Below are 20104 nucleotides of genomic sequence, written 5' to 3'. Positions count from 1 at the left end.
CTGGGTTTTGGTACGCTATAGTTGCGCCATAAGGAATCAAATCAACCCCGTGCAATAGTTTTCCGGCTATAGGAGAGGGTGGGGTTGAAGGGTAAACTAGCCAAATCTGGAGGCCAATTTTGAAAGGGAACATTACCGTGACAGAAAGTGCGCTGGCGGCTATCCTGGGCCTGGCTGCGCATGAAGTGCCGGGTGTGCTCGGGATGAGTCCTGCCGGTATCCGCGAATCCATCAGCCGTATCCTGGGCCGTAGTGAGGCCAGCGAAGGGGTGGTGGTCAAGCCCGACCCGAACGCCGCTGGCAAGTATCAGGCCGATCTGTATGTGGTGGTGGCTTTTGGTGCACGCATTCCCACGGTGGTGGATAGCATTGGGGAGCGGGTGCACTGGGCCGCCAAAAGCCTGGCAGGGGCCGAGCTTTCCAGCGTGCGAATCCATGTGGTGGGGGTGAGCCGTGGCTGAGGCTCTTTCGCCTGCTGAACTCGCCAAGGCCTTTCGCTATGCGACCGATTGGTTCGCGGTGTATGTCGAGGAGACCAACGCCCTGAACGTGTATCCGGTGCCGGATGGCGACACCGGCACCAATATGCACCTTACGCTGCAATCGGTACGGCGCGAGTTGGATCTGGCCGACACCAGCAAGATGAGCGAGGTGGCCCGGGCCATTAGCTATGGCTCGTTGCTGGGTGCGCGGGGTAACTCGGGGGTGATTACTTCCCAGATTCTCAAGGGTTTTGCTGAGGCCATCAAAGAGGCCCGTGTGGTTTCTCCAGCCCTGCTGGCCCAGGCCCTCGAGGAGGGCTCCCGCATGGGCTACAAGGCAGTGATGAAGCCCGTGGAGGGCACCATCCTGACGGTCTCGCGGGGGATTGCCGCAGGGGCCCGCAAGGCTATGGAAAATGGGGCAGCCAGCCTCGAGGAGGTACTGCAAGGGGCTCTGCAAAGTGGCCGCGAAGCCTCCGATCGCACCCCCGAGCTGCTGCCGGTGCTCAAACAGGCCGGGGTGGTGGATGCGGGCGGCGTGGGGTTGCTGCGTTTTGTGGAGGGCCTCGAGGGCTACCTCAAGGGCCTGCCCTTGCCCGAACCGCCCAAAATCGAGAAGTATGCCCAGACCGCCTTCGAGGAGGAAGAATTCGGCTACTGCACCGAGTTTTTAATGGAAGGGGTGGCCGAACCCGTGGAGAAAATCCGCGAGGCGGTGTCGTCCTTTGGCGACTCCTTGCTGGTGGTAGGGGCCGAGGGCTACGTCAAAGGCCACATCCACACCAACGATCCCGACGGCCTGCTGGCCAGCGTGGCCCGCTACGGCAAGATGGTGCGTACCAAGGTTGAGGACATGTCGCAGCAGCACACCGAGATCCTTTCCATGGCCGGGGCTGCCGACGAAGCCCCCCCACCCACGGGCCTGGTAGTAGTGGCCAACGGCTGGGGACTGGTCAAGGCTTTTCGGGGTTTCGGGGCCCGCATTGTGGCTGGAGGCCAGACCGCCAACCCCAGCGTGCAGGACATCCTGGATGCCATCAGGAGCCTCCCCAACCCCGAGGTAGTCGTGCTGCCCAACAACAGCAACGTGATTATGTCGGCCCAGCAGGCGGCAGGTCTGGCCGAGGGCAAGACCGTACACGTGATTCCGACCCGCACCATGGGCCAGGGGCTGGCTGCCAGCGTGCTTTACCAGGCCGACCTGCCCTCGAGCGAACTCCTGCCCGAGATGGAAGAAGCCTCCAGGAGAGCGATCACCCTGGAGGTCACCCGGGCCAGCCGCAGCGTGGAGATTGGCGGGGTGAGCGTGACCGAGGGCCAGCCCATTGGCCTGCGCGACGACAAACTGGCCCTGGCCGCCGACACCCCCGAGGAGGCCCTGTTCAACATGATCCAGCTGGCCTCCCAGGAGGGCGACTACGAAATACTGACCATTTTCCACGGCCCTACGGTCACAAAAGACACCCTGAACACCCTGGCGGCCCGGATTTCCCAGGCTTTCCCCGACCTCAGTCTTGAGGTTCACCCCGGTGGGCCCGACCTCTACGATTACCTTGCCGTGCTGGAATAATTCGAACCCACCCCCACAGACATGGTCAGATGTTCAAATCCGACAGGGTGTTTCGGGCAAGCGTTACTTTTGTACGCCGCAGGCGTAATGCAAGCCTGTCGGTTTGTTGCAGATAAAACTCGTCCAGCACGGTAAAAAATTGGTATACCGGTCTATAAACTTTGTCAGGGAGCCGTCATGCTTGAGATGAGAAATCTCAAGAAGCCCTTTAGGTTGAACTCATAAAGTGTAATCGTGAATTATCTCTGTCCAGCAAGTAAAAATTAAAAGAATCTGTTAGTACCCCAGTTAAATCTCACAAAATAATGAGAGGCGTGACGCCTCTTTCTAAGAGAATCTGAGAACTGCCCTCCTACCCTCAAGGGGTATGGAACGGTTATTTCGTCTCCGCATTCCGAGTCTAATCCTGCTATTGGCAGTGTTTGGATTGGGCTGGGCCCAGGCCCCCAGGGTAATGACCCTCAAGGCTACGGCCTACACCTCCTCGGTGCGGGAAACCGACAGCACCCCCTTCATCACCGCTACCGGGGCCCGCACCCGCATCGGTATCATCGCAGTAAGCCGGGATATGCTCCGCGAACTGCCCTATGGCTCCAAGGTGATGCTCGAAGACCTGGGCACCCCGGCGGGAGTAGGTAAAGGGCGCTTCAACTACTTGCTCAAAAACCGGGTTTTTGTTGTAGAGGATACCATGCACCCCCGCAAACGGGAGCGGCTGGATGTGTGGTTGCCAGACCGCAGCACCGCCATCCGCTTTGGGGTGCGCAACGTCCGGGTAACGGTGATCCAACGAGGCCGGGGGTAAGATACTCGAGCGTCGAGGGCCGAAAAATCGCAGGGCTCTCGACCCTCGCCCCCATCTATGCGCTTTGTCTGGTTTCTTGCCCTGCGCCAACTCCGCTACCGCCGCACCCAGAGCCTCATCACACTTCTGGGGGTGGCAGTGGGGATTATGGTGCTCACCACCGCGCTTTCGCTCACCAACGGCTTCATTAAGGGGTTGGTAGAAGCTACCCTCAAAGCCGTGCCCCACCTCTACCTGCAAAGCCTGAACCCCGAGGATAGCCCGGTTCCACCGCCCCACCCGGAGGTAATAGGCCAGGCACCGGTGCTCCTGACCAAGGCCCTGCTGACCCGCCGGGCCGAGGCAGGCCGAGGGGCCGGGGCCGACTTCGCCACCCTGATTGGGCTGGGGGCGGGTGGACAGGCCGTCTACCCCGAGCTCGACCTGTCCAGGCTCAAAGACGGCAGCATCGTTTTGGGCAGTGCGCTGGCCCGCAGCCTGGGGGCCTATCCGGGCGACAGGCTGTTTCTGGTCTCGATTAACCAGAAGCGAATTCAGCTCGAGGTAGTGAGCACCTTCCAAACCGGCAACTACCTGCTCGATGCCGGGTTTGCCTTTACCACCCTGGCCGATACCCGCGAACTCATGGAGCAGCCCGATGCGCTCTCGGGCTATCAGTTGCGATTGCGCAACCCCGACAAAGCCCCCGAGGTGGGGATGGCCCTGGCGGGGCGGGCCTACTTCCCCCAGACCTGGCAGTCCAGCAACCGCACCCTCATAGAGCAACTGGCCCTGCAAAAGCGGGTGATTGGGATTGTGGTCTTCCTGATTGTGGTGGTGGCGGCCCTGGGCATGGCCAGCGTTCTGGTGCTTACGGTGATCGAAAAAACCCCCGACATCGCCCTCTTAAGGGTGATGGGGGCCCGGGGAACCCAGGTGGCCGGTGTCTTTGCCTTGCAGGGCCTTATTCTGGGTGCGCTGGGCATTCTGATGGGTAACCTGCTGGGCTGGGGCCTGTCCAGCTATTTCCAGTGGCGCCCGGTGGAAATTCCCGGCGAACTGTACTTCCTGACCCGCCTCCCGGTAGACATCAAGCCCTCCGACTTTGTGTGGGTCTCAGGCTTTAGCCTGCTGGTGGTGATGCTGGCCTCACTCCTGCCCCTCTGGCGAGCTTTGCGCATCAAGCCGGGGGAGGTGCTGCGCTAAACCCAGCTTACCGCGCCGAAGGTGTCCTCGCGCCGGGGGCTGGTGGAGAACATCACCACCGGGGTCTGGGTGTAGTCCTCAATCAGTTCGACGAAGTGCTTGACGCTGGCGGGCAACTGTTCGCGGCTTCCAATGCCCGATAGGTCGCCCCAGCCGGGGATGGCCTCGTACTTCACGCTGCCATCTGGAAGGTGCTCGATGCCCACCTTCACGGTGGAGAAGCCTGAAAGCACGTCCAGTTTGGTTATCACCAGCCCATCAAAGCCGTTGACCTCGCAGGCGTACTTGAGCAGCACCAGGTCGAGCCAGCCGGTGCGCCTTGCCCGGCCCGTAGTTACGCCGAACTCGCCGCCTTTCTGACGCAGGAACTCGTCTTCTTCGCCGTGGAGTTCGGTAGGGAAGGGGCCGTTACCCACCCGGGTAGCATAGGCTTTGGCCACGCCATAGACTTTGTTAATGGCTTTGTGGTTTACCCCGGTGCCCACAATAATCCCACCCACAGTGGGGTGCGAGCTGGTCACGTAGGGATAGTCGCCGTAGTTGAGGTCGAGCAAAGTAGCCTGGGCGCCCTCGAAGAGTACCTTTTTGCCATGCTTGATGGCCTCGCGCAGCAGGTGGCCGGTATCGGCGATGTGGGGGGCCAGAATCTCGCGCATCCGCTCGAGGTCGGCCAGGGCTTTGGTGGGGGTGTCCCAGCCCGCTTCCCGGGTCGAGTTGGGTTTCTCGGTGAGCAGGGTCTCGACCCGCTCGCGCAATACCGCCTCGCTCAGCAGATCGCCCGCCCGAATGCCTACCCGCCGGGCCCGGTCGGAGTAGGCCGGCCCGATGCCCCGTTTGGTGGTGCCCACAAAGTTGTTGCGGGCTTCTACTGCCTTGTGATGGGGTAGCACCAGATGGGCTTTGTCCGACACCAGCACCTTGGGTTCCAGGCCCTCGGCGCGGATGTTCTGCATCTCCTCGGCAAAGCGGAAGGCGTCTATCACCATCCCGTCGCCCAGGATGTTGGTGGCCTGGGGGTGGATGACCCCGGTGGGCAGGAGGTTCAGTTTGAAGGTTTTGCCCTGGGCTACCACGGTGTGGCCAGCGTTGGCCCCGCCCTGGTAGCGCACCACAAAGTCGGCATTCTCTGCGAGGGCGTCGGTTACTTTACCTTTTCCTTCGTCGCCCCACTGGGCTCCAATGATGGCAATTCCTGGCACGTTACATAGCCTAAGGCCCAAAGCCCAAAGAGAAAAGCCAGCCTTCAGGGCAAACTACACGGTCTGAAGGTGTAGGTTTGGTGATTTGCCAGGGTTTTGAGAGCTGTTGGATGGGAGGTAAACTGAAAGGAATATACCGATCCGAGCCTTCAGGGTTTGTGCCGGGTCATGGGCAGCCACTCCTCGCTGCTACCTGCATTGGGGTTCTCGCTGGGGTCGTTGGTGGAAAAGACCTGCCCCTGGCGATTAACCCAGTGGTAGGTATGCTGGTTGGAGAGCTCGACCAACTTTGAATCATACGGATTAACAAAGGTCTCCACACCCCCTAGGTTTTCGCGGAAGTGGAAGTTGTTTTTCTCCTGAATCCGGTCACGGTGGGCAATGACCTCTTGCCAGGTTTGTTGTGACCATTGGTAGTATTCCTGGGCTTGCTGCCTCAGCGCTATGGAGTTTTGCAGGCTTTGCATCATCAGGGCACTGGCTCCAAAAGCTGCGCTGTGGGTTGGGACAATCTGATCGGCTATCTGGGGCAGCCAGGGGGCGTAGTCTGCCCACTGCACCTCCTGGGCTGCGGCACAGGTGATGACCAGGGTGCAACTGTCGTAGCCCGCGGTCATGCTGCACTTGGCGACGCCACGGCAAGGCACCCCGCCTGCGTTGTAGGCAAGTTCAAACCCCCAGGCTGCCTGCATCCACATGGCGGGTTGGACAGGTTGGGGCTGCCCTAAGCCCAAATTGGGGAACTGCGGTGCGAGCCGCTCGTAAACATATTGCATGGGGTTGTAGCCAAGGGGCAGCCCCGCGTTGCCCACCATGATGGTTAGGGCTGCCTGGTCGGGGGCGACCAGGACAACAGCAAAATTCCCATCCTCGAGCACCCTCCAGCCCCTGGGAAGGGCATAGCGAAAGAACCGCCCCTGCCGAATCTCGACCCCGCCATCCTCGCCCATAGTGGTTTTCCCCGTGTCCTGAACTTTTAATCAGGATACGCCATAAGCGAGGAAAAAGCGATTTTTATCGCAGCACCACCCGGCAACCACCCTGACCCCGGCTGCCCTGCTGGCCCTGGCTGTAAAGGTTAGCCTCGCCGCGCAGCACCCCGTCCACGGCGTTCTGGTACTGGTCGTCCAGCAGGCAGGAGATGAGGGCTTGCCCCACGGAAACATCCAGGCGCAGGGTGCGGCCTACATAGTACAGGCGCATGGCCCAGTCGGTAGGGAGCAGGTCGCCGCTGCGGTTTTCCACCATTTTGGCACTGCCCGAGAACCCGTCGCTCTCGGACTTGCTCAACGTGAGGTTCCAGGCCACGTTGAAGGTCTCGAGGCGCCAGGTCTGGCCTGCTACCGGCTCCTTGCGGGCTTCTTTGAGCCAGGTGGGGGCGCCGGCGCTGCCCGAGGTGCCGGCGGCGGCGCTGCCCAAAGAGGCGCTGCAAGGCAGCCCAATCAGCGCGACCGTGCCCTTGCCGTCCGGCTGGATGAGGCAGGTAAAAGGCGAGGCAACACTCGAGGCCGCTGTGGGAGCCTTGAAGTCGAACACCAGCACGTTTTTGTAGTTGGTGCCGGGCAGGGTCTCGGCGAAGTAGGCCACCTGGGCGGCCCGGGTGTCCACCCCCTGGGCCTGGGCCTCGAAGACCCCATTCTGGGCTGTGCCCAGTCGCACGTTCCAGGCAAGGCGCTGGCCCTGGGCCTCGATGACGAAGTTCCATACCTGGCCTTGCTCGAGCTTTGGAGGCCATGGGTTTTGGGCCAAAGCCGCACTGAAGATGGCTAGAAAAATCAATGCCTGGATGTGTTTCATAGGGGTGATTGTCCTACAGTACCAATGTTTGGGCTGTTTATTCATCACAGCGGTGCAGGCTGGAAGGGAAAGAGGCATGGCGGTGCAGTTGCCTTAGATGAAATAGGCCCAGCAGAACGCAGCGAGTTGCTGTATGTTGGGTTTGTTTCGCTACGAGCAATTCCCTTTTGATCAACGACCGACACCCCCCAAAAGGGGTGTGACCTGGGTTGTGCATTTTGACCACGGGATTCCCTTTCACCGTGTTACTCTGCATGAGAGGTTTAACGAAGGAGTTCACGCTTGAGAAAGGGAGGTAAAGAGCAAAAGACTCGGATCGGTGATGATTGTCACCGGGCTACGTCTATTTCCCGGCAGGGGTTGTGGAAGCAATCCCGTGATGAATCGGCCCTGGTCGTATACCCCAATGCACTCATGCTCCGCGAATATCGCGGAAATTGCCGGCAAGGGATTTGCACCGGGACTTTGGCCACGCCCCAGGGAGATTTGCAAGGAGTGTAGATGATGAATAAAGCTGGAGGACCAATCCAACTCAAACTATGGGGGCCGGCCCGGCTGGAGTATCAGGGTCGCGAGCTAAAGCTCCAGCGCAAGGGTTTGGCCATCCTGTACTACCTGGCCCTGGAAGGAGCCACCCGGCGTGAGGTGTTGGCCGACCTGCTTTGGGGACATTCGGCGGCCTCGCAGAACCTGCGGGTCGAACTGCATCGCTTGAGCCAGGCCCTGGCCCCCCTGGGCTATACCCTGTTCAAAGCGGGCGAAGATCCCTTGCAACTTCCGCCCTTTGTCTCCCTGGATCGTACCCCTTCGCCCGGGGCACCCATGGAAGGGCTGGAGGAGCTCTCGGTGGAGTTTAGAGCCTGGCTCGAGGGCCAGCGCTCGCAGCTTATGGCCAATAGCTCGGGTACCGTCGGACGCGAACGCCTGGTGCAGGAGGTGGCTTCACAACTGACCCTGCCCTCGGTGCTGATCCTGATGGGCCGACCTGGCTCGGGGCGCACGGCCTTTGCCCAGGCCCTGGCCAAAGCCCTGGGGGTGCCTTTCCTGGAAGGCCCCAGGGGGGGTGGTAAGGCGCTGCACTACCTACGCCCTCCCTACACCGATGTCTCCATGGAGCGCATCCTGACCGACCGTGATGGGCTGTGGGTGGTTGAGCGCTCCTCCTATGGGGAAGACCCTAAACTGATCCTGGAGTTGCGCAGCCACTATCCCGCCGAACGCACCCGCTACATCACCCTGCCGCCTTTGTCGTGGGCCGAAGCCCGCGCCTCGATGCTCGCAAACCTGCCCTTTGCCCAGGCGGCGCGGCTGTTCCTGGCCTCGGGGGGCTCGCCCGGCCACCTGCGCGAGCTGCTGGCGGTGCCCCACACCGGCGCCGAAGTGCCCCTGCCCCAGCGGGTACGGGCCCAGGTACAGCTCGAGGCCCGCATGCTTTCGCTGGAGGCGCGCCTGGCCTTGGAGCGTCTCTCGGTGCACCCCGGCCCCTACAGCCAGGGCTTGCTGGATGCGCTGGAGGCCACACCCTATCTGGACGAGCTCGAGCGCCGGGGCTGGCTGGTTTATGCTGGACAGTGGCAGTTCTCCGACGATGCCAGCCGCCGGGTTCTGTACCTGGGACTGCAGCCGGGGCGCCGCCAGCAGTACCACCGCCAGGCTGCCCTGCAATGCGCCATGGAAGAACAGCGCATGGCCGAGGCCTACCACCGCCTGATGGCTGGCGACACCGCCGACTGGGGCACTTTTGTGAATACCCTGCCGGGCTGGACCCGCTACGGCCTCAAGGCCTGGCTGGGTATGAACGAAGCCCTCCCGATGGGGCCGAGCGTGGGTGAGATGGCCCGGGGCAGCGAGCTGGCCCTCCTGGAAGAAGCCCGTTTTGGCCAGGGCTTCGAAGTGGACGGCCGCCATGTGCGCTGGGTACGCACCCCTTCCCAGGCCACCACTTCGGGCATCATGTGGGCGGGCCAAGATGAAGCTTCCCTGCTGCACCTCAAGGGCCACGTGTATGTGGAGAACCCCCTGGGGGTGGGCATTTCGGGCCGTGCGGCGCCCCTCATGCTGGAGATCCAGGAGCCCCGCGAGGCCCGGGTGATTTTTCTTCATGGCATCCAGGCCGGGGCTTTGGCCGACAATGCCTTGTTGCTGCCCGTGAAAGAAGAGCTTGATGTGTGGTTCCGGGTTCCGGCAGGGGCCAGCATCCGCCTCACCAGCAGCGCCGAAAGCGGCCTGATTGACCTCGAGGTCACTTCCTACCGCATCGCCCCGGCAGCCCAGGCCCAGTCTGCGCCAAAAGTAGAGGTGCTCGAATTTTTTCGTAGCGCGGTAGAAGCCGCGAGGAAACACTGAATCCTCCAACACAAAAGCTGGGGCTCCAAGCCCCAGCTTTGATCTGGTTGGACGGCTCTTCAGAGCGCGTAATACCGGATTCAAAAAGATATCCAAACCAAAGACCCCCAAAGGCTATCTTTTTGAATCCTAGAGCACTCCTTTCAGTCGGGTTAGTTCGCCGCCATACGGCGGCGAACTAACCGAATCTGGTATAACAATTTTGTGTCTGGTAGCTGCCCGCCTAAAGGCCCACTTGCTCGAGCCAGCTCTTGAGTTTGGCAATAGAAAAACGGCTCATTGAGGTGGCGTGGTGGCCATAAACCAGGGTGGGTACGCTCTGCTTGCCGTTGTTCACCTTCATCACCAGTTCGGCAGCGCTCGTGTCCTGTTCGATGTCCACTTCGGTATAGGGCAGGCCGAGGGCAGCAAGGGCTTGTTTGGTAGCGCGGCAGTCGGGGCACCAGGAGGTGGTGTACAGGATAATCATAGCCAGCAGCGAGTGTACGTGGGCCCTGGATGAAACAGTGTGCTTTTGATAACGCTGGCTAGGCCTCGCCGACCTCGAGGGCCGCCGTTAGGGCCGCCCCCAGCAGTCCGGCCTCGCTCCCCAGCTTGGCCAGGTGGACGGGCGGGATGATCCAGTTTTCCATGTAGCGATGGTACGAGCGCATCACTTCGTCCAGATAAGCTGGGCCGGCGTTGAGCGCCACCCCGCCCCCCAGCACCACCACCTCGGGGTCGTAGCATTTGACCAGCGAGGCCAGGGCAATGCCCACCCAGCTTGCGGCCTGCAACACGATCCGGCTGGCCCTGGGATCGCCTTGTTGGAACAGGGCAAAGAGTTCGCGGGTGCCCATCTCTCGCTTGAAGGAGGCCAGGGCCATGCGCTCCATGGCGGGGCCTGTCGCCAGGGCTTCCAGGCAGCCATCCAGCCCGCAGCCGCACAGGGGGCCGCCGGGCTGCATGGTGATGTGTCCGATCTCGCCCCCCTGGCCGTTTGCGCCACGTAGCACCTTGTTGCCCCACACAAAACCACCCCCGACCCCGGTCGAGACCGTCATGTAAAGGGTGCTCTCGGCGCCCTGGGCTGCGCCTAGCTTATGTTCGGCCAGCGCGGCGGCGTTGGCGTCGTTTTCCATGTAGACCTTGTAGCCGGTGGCCTGCTCGAGCCGCTCCACAATGGGAAAATCGGTAAAGTTGGCAATGTTGGGCGCAAACTTGATGCGGCCCCGCTTGAAGTCCAGAGGCCCGGGGGTACCCAGGCCAATGGCCTTGATGCCGATACCTGCGGTCTCAATGGCCGACAAAGCAGCCTGGGCCATGGCCTCGATAACCGCCTGGCCCCCCTCCTCGGGAGTGGGTACCGTGACCCTGGCCTTTATGACCCCCTCGCTCAGCACCCCTGCCATAATTTTGGTTCCGCCCAGATCAATCCCCACTACGCTCATGATGGCTCTCCTTGGTGGTCGCGCTCCACAATCAGTACAGCGTCCTCGTGCAGTACCTTGGGCACCCAGAGGCCCACATCCCCGGTGTAGGTGCCCAGGTAAGCTTCCGGCAGACCAAAGCTGGTAAAGGGGGTCTCGAGGTAAACCGGAATCCGGCGCTGTTCCAACTGCACTCTAATACCCTCGGCGATCACCCTGGGCGCCGAAAGCAGCAGCACATAGGCTACTTCCCCGATTAGGCGACGGGGAAGGGTGTTTTGAACCGGGTCTTGCTCATCCATGACGGAGTGGTCGTTCATTGGCTAACAGCATAACAGCCCAAGGGAAGGGGCCTCTGGCTTGCCTTTGACCCAACCTTTCCAATTACCCAAGTTTTGCAAACCGGCCCGCTAAGCTATAAAGCGGTAGCTATGCTGGCGCAAGTACGAACCTATAGTCTATTTGGCCTCGAGGCCCAGCCCATCACGGTGGAGGTGGACGTTTCTCAGGGGATGCCCTTCTACGCGGTGGTGGGCCTGCCCGACAAGGCTGTGGAAGAATCGCGCGAGCGCGTGCGGGCCGCCCTCAAGAACGCGGGCTTTCCCTATCCGCAAGGACGCGTCGTCATCAACCTGGCCCCAGCCGAGCTGCGCAAGGAAGGCACCCATTACGATCTGCCCATTGCCCTGGGGTTACTCTGTGCCCAGGGGAGCATTCCAACCGAAGCCCTGCAAGGCTTTGCCTCGGCGGGCGAACTGGGACTGGATGGCGAACTGCGCCCGGTGCCGGGGGCGGTGAACCTGGCCCTGGGTGCCCTTCAAGATGGCTACAAGCTCCTCATGCCCCACGCCTCTGCCGAAGAAGCCGCCCTGATTGAAGGGGTGCAGGTTTTTGGGGCGACCCACCTGGCGCAACTGGTGCGCTTTTTGCTGGGGCAGGAGGAGTTGCCCGTGGTCTGCTCGAGCACCGCAATCGAAGCGCCAGAAACATTGCTCGACCTGCTGGATGTGAAGGGCCAGGCCAAAGCCAAGCGGGCTTTGGAGATTGCCGCAGCCGGGGGCCACCACCTGCTGATGAGCGGCACGCCGGGCTCGGGCAAGACCATGCTAGCGAAGCGGATGGTGGGGCTTTTGCCGCCTCTGGGTTCTGAGGAGGCCCTCGAGGTCACCCGCATCCACTCTGCCGCTGGACGGCTGATGAAGGGCCTCATCAAGACCCCGCCCTTTCGCAGCCCCCACCACACCGTCTCCGATGCCGGGCTCATCGGCGGCGGCACCATCCCCAAGCCTGGCGAGATTTCGTTGGCCCACCGGGGGGTGCTGTTCCTGGACGAGTTTCCCGAGTTCTCCCGCGATGCCCTCGAGGTGCTGCGTCAGCCGCTCGAGGACGGGGTAGTGACCATCTCGAGGGCCCGGGCTAGTTTTACTTATCCGGCCAGGTTTCTCCTGATTGCGGCCATGAACCCTTGCCCCTGCGGCTGGCACGGTGACCCGGAAAGACCCTGTAGCTGCACCCCTACCCAGCGCACCCGGTACGTGAACCGCATCTCCGGCCCCTTGCTCGACCGCTTCGACCTGGTGGTGGAAGTCCCCCGGCTCACCCCAGCCGAACTCTCCCGCGCACCAGAAGGAGAACCCACCGCGGTGGTGCGAGAACGGGTGCTGGCGGCAAGGGAAAAGATGAAGGCCCGCCAGGGAAAGCTCAATAGCGAACTCTTCGGCAGGGCGCTGCGGCAGCACACGGTGCTTTCCCCCACCAGTGAGGCCCTCTTGCAAGCGGCCACTAAACGCCTGGCCCTCACCGCAAGGAGCTACGACCGCATCCTGCGGACAGCCCGCACCATCGCCGACCTCTCAGGGGCCGAGAACATCCAGGAGACCCACCTGGCCGAGGCGCTGACCTACCGAAGGAGTCTGGGGTGAAAAATTCGTCTCAAAACTTGCACTTATGCACCCTGGGGATTCTTATACCGGATTCAAAAAGACAGTTTGCAAAACCAAAAACACCAGAGGCGGTCTTTTTGAATCCTAGAGCACTCCCTTCGGTCCGGTTAGTTCGTCACCTAAGGGTGACGAACTAACCGGATCTGGTATAAGTCCTACTGGATGCGCTGGTCGTGTTTTTCCATCGCCAAACGCGACCGGGGAACCCCTGTTTTCTCAGATTTCCATCGCTGGGCGCGACTGGGGCTGCGTAGCCTGCCGATCGCGGATACCCCTGCCCACTGGGAGCGTCTGTGCCGAAGAAGTACGCGCTAGAGTACGTCTCGGAAGGCCACCCTGTAGCCGTCTGGATCAGTCAGCACGAACTCCCGCGTGCCGGCTTGGATCTCCAACAGTTCGCGCGTCACCGCCGCACCGTTCTCTCGAGCCCTCTGGTACACGGAGCTCAGGTCATCCCCCAGGCACAAGTACACGGTCGGCCGTGCACCTGCCACAGCCGCATCAGGGGAGGCGAAAAAGTGTATGCGTCCAACATCGGAAGACCAGCACCCCAGTGAGACGGCAGCGTACTGCGGCGGGTCGCCCTGGACGAAGTCGAGTCGGAAGCCAAGGCTGCCGACGTAGAAGCCCAGCGTGGCCCGGATGTCCTGCACCGGGAGCAGCACAAGCTGCTTGCAGACCTCGGCCTTCGTCACTGGATCGGCTTGGAGGCCCGCGGCGCCCGCAGGATTCTCCCCGGATTTGCCCCACACCGACGTAAGCCGCACCCGGCCTTCGGCCGGGTAGAAACGGTGCGTTAGGCCCCGCACCGTGAATCCCAGGCGCTCAACCACTGCCCTCGCGGCGACATTGTCCTCATGCACCTGGGCCTCGACACGGCTGAGCCTCATCGCCTCGAGCGCGTACCGCACCACCGCCCCGAGTACCTCCGTGGCGAGCCCGTGCCCCCACGCCGCGGGATCCAGGACGATGCCCACGCCCGGTGTGTAGAGCCTGTTGAGCCCCGCGGACCCGAGGGCCCGGCCGTCTCGGGCGCGAACAACCCACCAGCGGCCCGTCTCAGGCGCAGCCATCACCTCGATCATAGCCCGCGCCGCCTCGAGCGACGGCGGCGGCTGATCCAGGTAGCGGGTGACCCTGGGGTTTTGAAGGGTGGCATACACCAGGTCGGCGTCGCCGACCGAGATCGGCCTCAGACTCGTCCGGGACGTCTCCAGCCCGGCTGCAACGGTACCGGCTCCCATGTCTCCTCCTCCTTCCCTGGGGTGCTTATGCGGTGGGTTAGAGCCTGCCCCGACCATAGGCCGTTACATCGTCGGCCGACCGCCTCACCGCGTTCGACCGCTTCCAGTCTCAATACCCGCTTAGCAGCCCCTGGCTCTTAACTTTGCGGATCCCGACCTGAAACGCCCAGACGCCCAGGGCCAGGTAGACCAGACCGTTAAGGGCTGCCGCCGACATCATCGAGCCGTCCAGGCTGCCCCCGTGTGCCATAACCTCGCGGGTCAGGCCGACGCCGGGTGCCATGGGAAGCACGTACCCCGGAACGGGGCTCTGCCAATGCTCGAAAGGGGTCATGACCAGGAACAGAAGGGCGAACTGCCCCAGGTTCACGAGCTGGGTGACGCGCTTGAAGCGCAGGGCCAGCGAGGCCAAGGCGAACCCCAGCCCGTACGAAGCCATGAGGATTGTGATGACAGGGGGGATCACCGCTAGCGGCAGGACGATCCTGGCCCCGGTCAGCAGGATGAGCGCGGCTAGCACAGCCCCGTTGACCAGCAGGATGAACCCAACGCTGGAGACACACCGGGCCAGGAACACCACGGTAGGCGGGTAGGAGGAGAGGAAGACCTGCTCCATCACCCCCGTCTGGGCCTCCTCCGCTAGGTTCTGGGCCAGCCCCGCAAACGAGCTCAGGATCAGTGTCCACAGCACGAAGCCGACGACCATGGCGTCGAGCCGGTCGCCGAACTGGGCGGTGGGCCCGGCCATGTAGCGGGTGCCCAAGAAGAGACCGTAGAAGACCAGCATCAGCACCACCAGGCTGGCGACAGACTCACCCAGGTAGCGGCGGAACAGGATCAGGTTGCGGCAGGCCTCATTTGTGATCAGTTGTAGCATTGTGTTCCTCTATGAGCCTGAGAACGATCTCCATCAGGTCGGCCTGGCTCTTTTCTAAGCGCACCACGCGGGCAGGGCGCACCGCGTCCATAACCGCCCAGAACGTCGCGGGCTCGGCCCGGAAGGTGATGGTGTTGTCGTGGATCAGGGCCCCCAGATCCGCCAGCCGGCCGTGCTGTTCGGGCGAGAGCTCGTCGGCAACCTCGAGGCTGAAGGAGTCGCCGGAGAACCGAGCCACGAGGCTTTGGATCTTCTCGTCCACAACCAGCCGCCCCCGGTGGATCAGGGAGACCCTGGTGGCCAGCGACTCTGCTACGTCGAGCTGGTGGGTCGCCAGCAGCACTGCCGTGCCCGCCCCGGCGACCTCATGGATGATGCGCTTAAGGGCCTCCGTGGACTCGAAGTCGAGCCCCAGGGTCGGCTCGTCTAGCAGCAGGAAGCTGGGCCGGTGCAGCAGTGCCAGCGCGACCGCGAGGCGCTGTTGCAAGCCCCGCGAGAGCTGCTGGGCCAGGTCATCGCGTCGCTCGGCCAGCCCGAACTGCTCGAGGAGGCGGTCGCTTTCGGCGCGCACCTCCCGGCGGCTGAGCCCCCGCAGCCGGCCGAAGTACATCAGGTTCTCGCCGACGGTCATGCGCCAGTACATGTTGCGGTTGCCCTCGAGAACCGCGCCGACCCCCGCGCTGCCACGCAGGCCAGACGACAGCTCAACACCAAGCACCTCTACCTTGCCGGAGTCCGGGCGCATGAGCCCGGCCATCATCCGAATTGTAGTCGACTTGCCCGAGCCGTTGGGCCCGAGAAAGGCCAGTACCTCGCCCCGCGCCACCGTCAGCGAGACCCCGCGCACGGCCTCGATCACGCGCCGGCCCGGCCGGAAAGTCTTCCACAGGTCGGTCGCCCGCACCACCACCTGCCCGACCTCGCCTAAGCTAGCCTGCCGCTCCGAGATCATGGCTGGTCAGCTCCAGGTCGGCGCAGATCAGGTCGATGTGCGCACCCGTTAGGCCGTCGCCAACGGCGATGTGGAGGCCCTGGATGCCCTCATTCATCACCGAGTTCACGCTCCAGTCAAGCATGCCCGCCTTGAGGCTGGGGTTGTTGCTAAAGGCGAACTCGATCAGCAGCAGCTCGAGCTTCTCGTTGGACAGCCGCAGCAGCTCCGGTGTGATGTCCCGCCCGCCGGCGGTGGCCCCGACCAGCCGCGAGTCCTTCACCTCGACCTTCAGCGGGAAGCGGCCCTCGGCCAGTAGGCCGCTCATCAGCTCCCACGCCTCGGCGTGCAGGGGCACCAGTGGGGCGGGCATCTGCCGGTGCCGGGCCACGGCCGCGCCACAAACCTCCAGTTGGCCGTTGACGATGTAGCCCGGATGGAAGAAGTCCTCGTTGTCCGGGATCATCGGCACCTCGAAGTACATGCCGATGGCCTCCCACTCCCCGGGGAGTAGCATGGTCTGGGTGCGGGGCTTCATCAGCTGCACCCGCTCCTTGATCCCACACTCCAGCCGCCCGGCGGGCCCCTCAAACACCAGGGGTTCTGCAGCGTACTGCACCAGATCCAGCCAGGCCCGATTCTGGGCCACCGCCGCGGCGAAGTCGGAGCGCGACACCATCTCGACGGTGTACTGCGCCGCCTCGAGGGCCGGGTCAAAGGCGATCACCGGGACGATCAGGACACGGCTTCCCCGGAACGCCCGGTCGAGCACGTGGAAGGAGAAGGCCTGGTCGGTGGCGGGGATCATCAGCACATTCTGCCGATGGCGCTTGGACAACCTCTCGACCGCTCCCACTTCCAGGAGGACGGACTCACACCCCTGGTCTGCGAGCCACTCGACCAGCTCCGGGCTGTCAGATATCAGCGTGGGCGAGCGCCCGAAGACTGGCTCCAGGGCGCTCGCGAGACGTTGCGAAAGGCCGCTTACGGATGTGGCCATGGTCTACATCCCAGAAGCGCAGGGGCACACGGCGGGTAGTTGAGACCGGTGGGCCTCCATCGGCGGCACCCAGGTGTAATTGATCGTGTATGAGATGGCAGGGGAGATATTCGAGCCCTTTTTCGCGCAGCGGGGCAGGGCCTCGCCCATCCAGAGCTCGAGCGACGGGCGGGGCAGGTGGTGAATTCCCTCCGCCCTGAAGTTCAGCCGACGGGGGATCTCCAGACGTGCAGATACGGTCTTTAACATGCCTTACCTCCTTTTTAGAGGCCGTGTCCGGACTCAACGACCTCTTATGAAGAGGATTTATCCTAAGCAGATGGAAATGCAACCGGAGAATTCCACCAGCATTCAAACGGTTGACGACCCCCGCGCCATACGCTTTCTCCTCAACGTAGACAGCGCCCGCACCCTCGGCCCCCTGGTGTTCCAGGAGTTATCGGCCAGTGAGTACGCCTTCGGGCTGGGGCTGAAGGTAGACGCCGCCGCCTACAGGCTCAAGCGCCTGGCCACCCTCGGGCTGGCCCGGCTAACCCGGCTGACCCCACGGGCTGGCAGCCCCATCAAGCGCTACACCGCCACCGCCGGCTGTTATTACCTGCCCCTAAGCCTCATCCCAGAGCTGTTCTTAGAAGATTGGCTGGCCGACGTACACAAGCGCTTCGACCAGGTCTTCACGGCCGGGACGGTCAGTGCGCTCAAGCGGGCCTCCCAGGAGCAGTCCATGGAGGGGCTTTATGTTGACTTCGAGCCCACTGCCGGTCTGCGCTACCGCTTCTCTCCATGCCCCGGCGAAGCGCTCGACTTCACGAACCTTTTGCTTAGCTCCCCCGAAGCGACCCTGGATCTAACGAGCTCACTGCACCTCAGTCGAGAAAGGGCCAAGCTGCTACAGCAGGAGCTGGCAGAGCTCATAAATCGTTACCGGCTCGACCCCGGTACCGGGCCCCAGCACCCCTACCTCGTGCGGATCAACCTGATCCCCGACGACGATGTCAATGCTTAGGCAATACGCCTCGCAACCGAGGACGGAAGTTGGCTGCACGGCACGGCCGTTGCGGGGATCGGTGAGGCCGTTTCAGCTCCGCTCCTCGAAGTCCTGGGGAAGGTTCTGGGCGGGAGCATAATACCGGATTCAAAAAGATAATCATCCAAACCAAAGACCCCCAGAGGCGATCTTTTTGAATCCTAGAGCACTCCCTTCGGTCGGGTTAGTTCGTCACCTAAGGGTGACGAACTAACCGGATCTGGTATAACCCCTGGTTCTCCGCGCCCCCCTGGGCCCAGGACCCCTTCCGACCGCCACAACCCCAGACCCAGCCCTCCCAACCCCAACCGGGGCCTCGGCCGTCGCGCCAGGGCGGCGTGGTGTTGAAGGAGCGTTACCGGGTGTTGGAGGCGCTGCACTTCAGCAACAAGGGCGGGCTCTACAAAGCCCTCGACGTCCACACCGGGGCGGAAGTCATTCTCAAGGAGGCTCGTCCGCACGTAGGCACCGATCCACAGGGGCACGACGTGGTGTTCCGGCTGCAGCAGGAGTACGTCTTGCTGGAGAAGCTGGCCTCTACGGGGCTGGTGCCCCGGCCGCTGGATCGCTTCGAGTACGGGGGGCGCGCCTTCATCGCCGAAGAGCTGGTGCCCGGCCGTACCCTGCGCAAGCACCTGGGTACGGCTGCTGGGCCCGGCCCGACCCGGCCCTGGACACAGACTGTCACAAAATAGGATCCCACCGAGGAATCATCTAACCCCTTTTAACCCCTTTAGCCGGATCGAGCGCCGGTGGTGCCGGCCGGGGTTGTACCTCACAGGTTGGCCCCCTGCCGCCGCAGGGCCTCGGGCAACTCGACCCCGTCAATCTCGCGCACCCCCACGCCCCGCGCCGCGCACTACGCCGCCGCTACCCCCGCGGCCTCACCCATCGAGTGGCAGTTTTGCTTCACCCGGATGGCGCTTTGGGCCTCGAAGGTGGAACTGGCGGAGTGAGACACTAAACATCAAATGCGAAACACCAGACGCAAAACGCCGATTCTAGGGACGGGCACGGGGGCTCGCCCTTTTTCCGACGTGCTTAAGGCTTACCGCTCCCCGCCAGCCGCGGCAACTACACCAGGAACGCGGTGTGGCCTACTTGTTGGAACTTGGGGTATGCGATGGGGATGGGGAGTGCACGCCCCACTCGCGGTGGATGACCTCGAGCGTTCGCTCTTGCAGGTAGGGGAGGGCCAGGATCTTGAGGTGCTCGAGCAGGGTGACCACCTGGGTGAGGTTGGGTGGATAGTACACCAAGAAGTGATCGGGCTTGAGGACGGAGGTGAGGGTCAGGAGGGCGCATAACCCACCAGCATCCGCTCCACCTCCGCCCACACCCCCGGCTCACCCAGTTCCTATAGTGCCAGTAGACCATCTTCCCCGGTGGGTAACCCGGAGGAGTATCCCCCAGGGCCGCCCCTCCCGCAACACCAGGAAGATGGCCTCCTCGAGGGAGCATCTGGCATACCGGGATGGAACTCTCTTGCCTTCGCCCTGAACCAGGGGCGCTAACCGCTGCCACAGCGCATCAGGGCGGGGATAGGGGTAGCGAGGGTCAGGAGCCTCTCTTGAGAAGGTTGCGCTTCCCGTACACCCACCTCCAGGCCGTCCCGCTGCTCACCCCATACTTCCGGGCCAGGCTGCGGGCACTGGCCCCTGTCCGGCGGTGCTCCTCCACCAACAGAGCTCGTAGCTCTACCTTTCCCACCGGCCCCGGTTTTTGTCGAGGAAGAAAGTAGGTCATGTTACCTTGAATACCCCGATTACCCTGCACACGCCTGCCCCTGCGGCTGGCACGGCGACCCGGAAAGACCCTGTAGCTGCACCCCCACCCAGCGCACCCGGTACGTGAACCGCATCAGCGGCCCCTTGCTCGACCGCTTCGACCTGGTGGTGGAAGTCCCCCGCCTCACCCCCGCCGAACTCGCCCGTGCACCGGAAGGAGAGTCCACCGCCGCGGTGCGAGAACGGATGCTGGCGGCGAGGGAAAGGATGAAATCCCGCCAGGGGAAGCTCAATAGCGAACTCTTCGGCAGGGCGCTGCGGCAGCACACGGTGCTTTCCCCCACCAGTGAGGCCCTCTTGCAAGCGGCCACTAAACGCCTGGCCCTCACCGCAAGGAGCTACGACCGCATCCTGCGGACGGCCCGCACCATCGCCGACCTCTCGAACTCAGAACCCATCCAGGAAGCCCACCTGGCGGAGGCGCTGACCTACCGAAGGAGTCTGGCGTGAGGGCTTAATCCAACAAGCCGCTTCGCTCCGGATCTCCTAGAATGAGTACGGC

The 20104-nt window shown here is 62.9% G+C and carries 22 protein-coding genes and 1 pseudogene; 9 read left to right on the top strand and 14 right to left on the bottom strand.

The genetic code is table 11. The annotated features are described in order from the left end of the window. The first annotated feature begins 119 nt into the window (after positions 1-119). The 4 genes from Q0X23_RS03685 (at position 120) to Q0X23_RS03670 (ending at position 4042) form a co-directional block, all read left to right on the top strand. On the top strand, positions 120-461 hold the full coding sequence (locus tag Q0X23_RS03685; RefSeq protein ID WP_119339902.1) for an Asp23/Gls24 family envelope stress response protein: 342 nt from the start codon (positions 120-122) through the stop codon (positions 459-461). Then, entirely contained in the window at positions 454-2052 is a 1599-nt protein-coding gene (locus Q0X23_RS03680; protein WP_297859040.1) for a DAK2 domain-containing protein, read from the top strand. Before Q0X23_RS03685 ends, Q0X23_RS03680 begins: the two co-directional genes overlap by 8 nt. Positions 2053-2419: 367 nt before the next feature. Further along, the gene (locus Q0X23_RS03675; RefSeq protein ID WP_297859039.1) at positions 2420-2857 is read left to right on the top strand and encodes a 3D domain-containing protein; all 438 of its coding nucleotides are present in this window, start codon (positions 2420-2422) and stop codon (positions 2855-2857) included. Positions 2858-2914: 57 nt separating this feature from the next. Next, the gene (locus tag Q0X23_RS03670) at positions 2915-4042 is read left to right on the top strand and encodes an ABC transporter permease (protein WP_297859038.1); all 1128 of its coding nucleotides are present in this window, start codon (positions 2915-2917) and stop codon (positions 4040-4042) included. Here the strand turns inward: Q0X23_RS03670 and Q0X23_RS03665 are convergent. The 3 genes from Q0X23_RS03665 to Q0X23_RS03655 form a co-directional block, all read right to left on the bottom strand. Continuing rightward, positions 4039-5241 carry an adenylosuccinate synthase gene (locus Q0X23_RS03665; RefSeq protein ID WP_297859037.1) on the bottom strand — a complete coding sequence of 401 codons (1203 nt, stop codon included), beginning with the start codon at positions 5239-5241 and terminating at the stop codon, positions 4039-4041. The genes Q0X23_RS03670 and Q0X23_RS03665 overlap by 4 nt on opposite strands. 149 nt (positions 5242-5390) lie before the next feature. Continuing rightward, positions 5391-6191, bottom strand: a complete 801-nt coding sequence (locus Q0X23_RS03660; RefSeq protein ID WP_297859036.1) for a hypothetical protein — start codon at positions 6189-6191, stop codon at positions 5391-5393. Positions 6192-6255: 64 nt separating this feature from the next. Beyond that, entirely contained in the window at positions 6256-7038 is a 783-nt protein-coding gene (locus Q0X23_RS03655; RefSeq protein ID WP_297859035.1) for a hypothetical protein, read from the bottom strand. A gap of 501 nt (positions 7039-7539) precedes the next feature. Between Q0X23_RS03655 and Q0X23_RS03650 the strand changes: the two genes are divergently transcribed. Then, complete coding sequence (locus Q0X23_RS03650; RefSeq protein WP_297859034.1) at positions 7540-9384, top strand: transcriptional regulator; 1845 nt, start codon at positions 7540-7542, stop codon at positions 9382-9384. A 223-nt stretch (positions 9385-9607) separates the two neighbouring features. On the opposite strand, the gene Q0X23_RS03645 is transcribed toward Q0X23_RS03650, so the two are convergent. Genes Q0X23_RS03645 through Q0X23_RS03635 form a run of 3 tightly spaced genes read right to left on the bottom strand, consistent with a single transcriptional unit; the run spans position 9608 to position 11113 of the window. After that, entirely contained in the window at positions 9608-9853 is a 246-nt protein-coding gene (locus Q0X23_RS03645) for a glutaredoxin family protein (protein ID WP_297859033.1), read from the bottom strand. 58 nt (positions 9854-9911) lie between these two features. Further along, positions 9912-10814, bottom strand: coding sequence for an ROK family protein (locus tag Q0X23_RS03640; RefSeq protein WP_297859032.1), 903 nt, complete (start codon positions 10812-10814; stop codon positions 9912-9914). Then, positions 10811-11113, bottom strand: a complete 303-nt coding sequence (locus Q0X23_RS03635) for a hypothetical protein (protein WP_308446071.1) — start codon at positions 11111-11113, stop codon at positions 10811-10813. Before Q0X23_RS03635 ends, Q0X23_RS03640 begins: the two co-directional genes overlap by 4 nt. 111 nt (positions 11114-11224) lie before the next feature. On the opposite strand from Q0X23_RS03635, the gene Q0X23_RS03630 reads away from it, so the two are divergent. After that, positions 11225-12715, top strand: coding sequence for a YifB family Mg chelatase-like AAA ATPase (locus Q0X23_RS03630; protein WP_297859031.1), 1491 nt, complete (start codon positions 11225-11227; stop codon positions 12713-12715). A 332-nt stretch (positions 12716-13047) separates the two neighbouring features. Here the strand turns inward: Q0X23_RS03630 and Q0X23_RS03625 are convergent, their stop codons facing one another. The 5 genes from Q0X23_RS03625 to Q0X23_RS03605 form a co-directional block, all read right to left on the bottom strand. Further along, the gene (locus tag Q0X23_RS03625; protein WP_297859030.1) at positions 13048-13980 is read right to left on the bottom strand and encodes a GNAT family N-acetyltransferase; all 933 of its coding nucleotides are present in this window, start codon (positions 13978-13980) and stop codon (positions 13048-13050) included. 109 nt (positions 13981-14089) lie between these two features. Next, a complete protein-coding gene (locus Q0X23_RS03620) occupies positions 14090-14857 on the bottom strand; it encodes an ABC transporter permease (protein ID WP_297859029.1) in 768 nt (255 codons plus the stop codon). Then, positions 14835-15809, bottom strand: a complete 975-nt coding sequence (locus Q0X23_RS03615; RefSeq protein ID WP_297859028.1) for an ABC transporter ATP-binding protein — start codon at positions 15807-15809, stop codon at positions 14835-14837. The genes Q0X23_RS03620 and Q0X23_RS03615 overlap by 23 nt, the downstream gene beginning before the upstream one ends. Beyond that, the gene (locus Q0X23_RS03610; RefSeq protein ID WP_297859027.1) at positions 15787-16788 is read right to left on the bottom strand and encodes a hypothetical protein; all 1002 of its coding nucleotides are present in this window, start codon (positions 16786-16788) and stop codon (positions 15787-15789) included. The genes Q0X23_RS03615 and Q0X23_RS03610 overlap by 23 nt, the downstream gene beginning before the upstream one ends. Before the next feature lie 3 nt (positions 16789-16791). Then, positions 16792-17037, bottom strand: a complete 246-nt coding sequence (locus tag Q0X23_RS03605) for a hypothetical protein (RefSeq protein WP_297859026.1) — start codon at positions 17035-17037, stop codon at positions 16792-16794. Positions 17038-17107: 70 nt separating this feature from the next. On the opposite strand from Q0X23_RS03605, the gene Q0X23_RS03600 reads away from it, so the two are divergent. Together Q0X23_RS03600 and Q0X23_RS03595 are read left to right on the top strand one after the other, a co-directional pair. Further along, positions 17108-17794 (top strand): hypothetical protein, encoded by a 687-nt coding sequence (locus Q0X23_RS03600; protein WP_297859025.1) that lies wholly within the window; start codon positions 17108-17110, stop codon positions 17792-17794. A 362-nt stretch (positions 17795-18156) separates the two neighbouring features. Beyond that, positions 18157-18510: a hypothetical protein gene (locus tag Q0X23_RS03595; RefSeq protein WP_297859024.1), complete on the top strand. Its 354-nt coding sequence runs from the start codon at positions 18157-18159 to the stop codon at positions 18508-18510. Between the two features lie 164 nt (positions 18511-18674). Here the strand turns inward: Q0X23_RS03595 and Q0X23_RS03590 are convergent, their stop codons facing one another. The 3 genes from Q0X23_RS03590 to Q0X23_RS03580 all read right to left on the bottom strand — a co-directional run bounded on the left by Q0X23_RS03590 (position 18675) and on the right by Q0X23_RS03580 (position 19561). Beyond that, positions 18675-18776 carry an FAD-dependent oxidoreductase gene (locus Q0X23_RS03590; RefSeq protein WP_297859023.1) on the bottom strand — a complete coding sequence of 34 codons (102 nt, stop codon included), beginning with the start codon at positions 18774-18776 and terminating at the stop codon, positions 18675-18677. A 136-nt stretch (positions 18777-18912) separates the two neighbouring features. Then, entirely contained in the window at positions 18913-19152 is a 240-nt protein-coding gene (locus tag Q0X23_RS03585) for a hypothetical protein (protein WP_297859022.1), read from the bottom strand. Between the two features lie 220 nt (positions 19153-19372). Beyond that, positions 19373-19561, bottom strand: a complete 189-nt coding sequence (locus tag Q0X23_RS03580; RefSeq protein WP_297859021.1) for a hypothetical protein — start codon at positions 19559-19561, stop codon at positions 19373-19375. 35 nt (positions 19562-19596) lie between these two features. On the opposite strand from Q0X23_RS03580, the pseudogene Q0X23_RS03575 reads away from it, so the two are divergent. Further along, positions 19597-20052: pseudogene (locus Q0X23_RS03575) on the top strand (ATP-binding protein); the annotation flags it as partial. Positions 20053-20104: the final 52 nt, after the last annotated feature.

It is taken from the genome of Meiothermus sp., from assembly GCF_026004115.1.
Lineage (GTDB): Bacteria > Deinococcota > Deinococci > Deinococcales > Thermaceae > Meiothermus.
The sequence above is the reverse complement of the archived record's forward strand: the minus strand, read 5'-3'. Positions and strand labels throughout refer to the sequence as shown.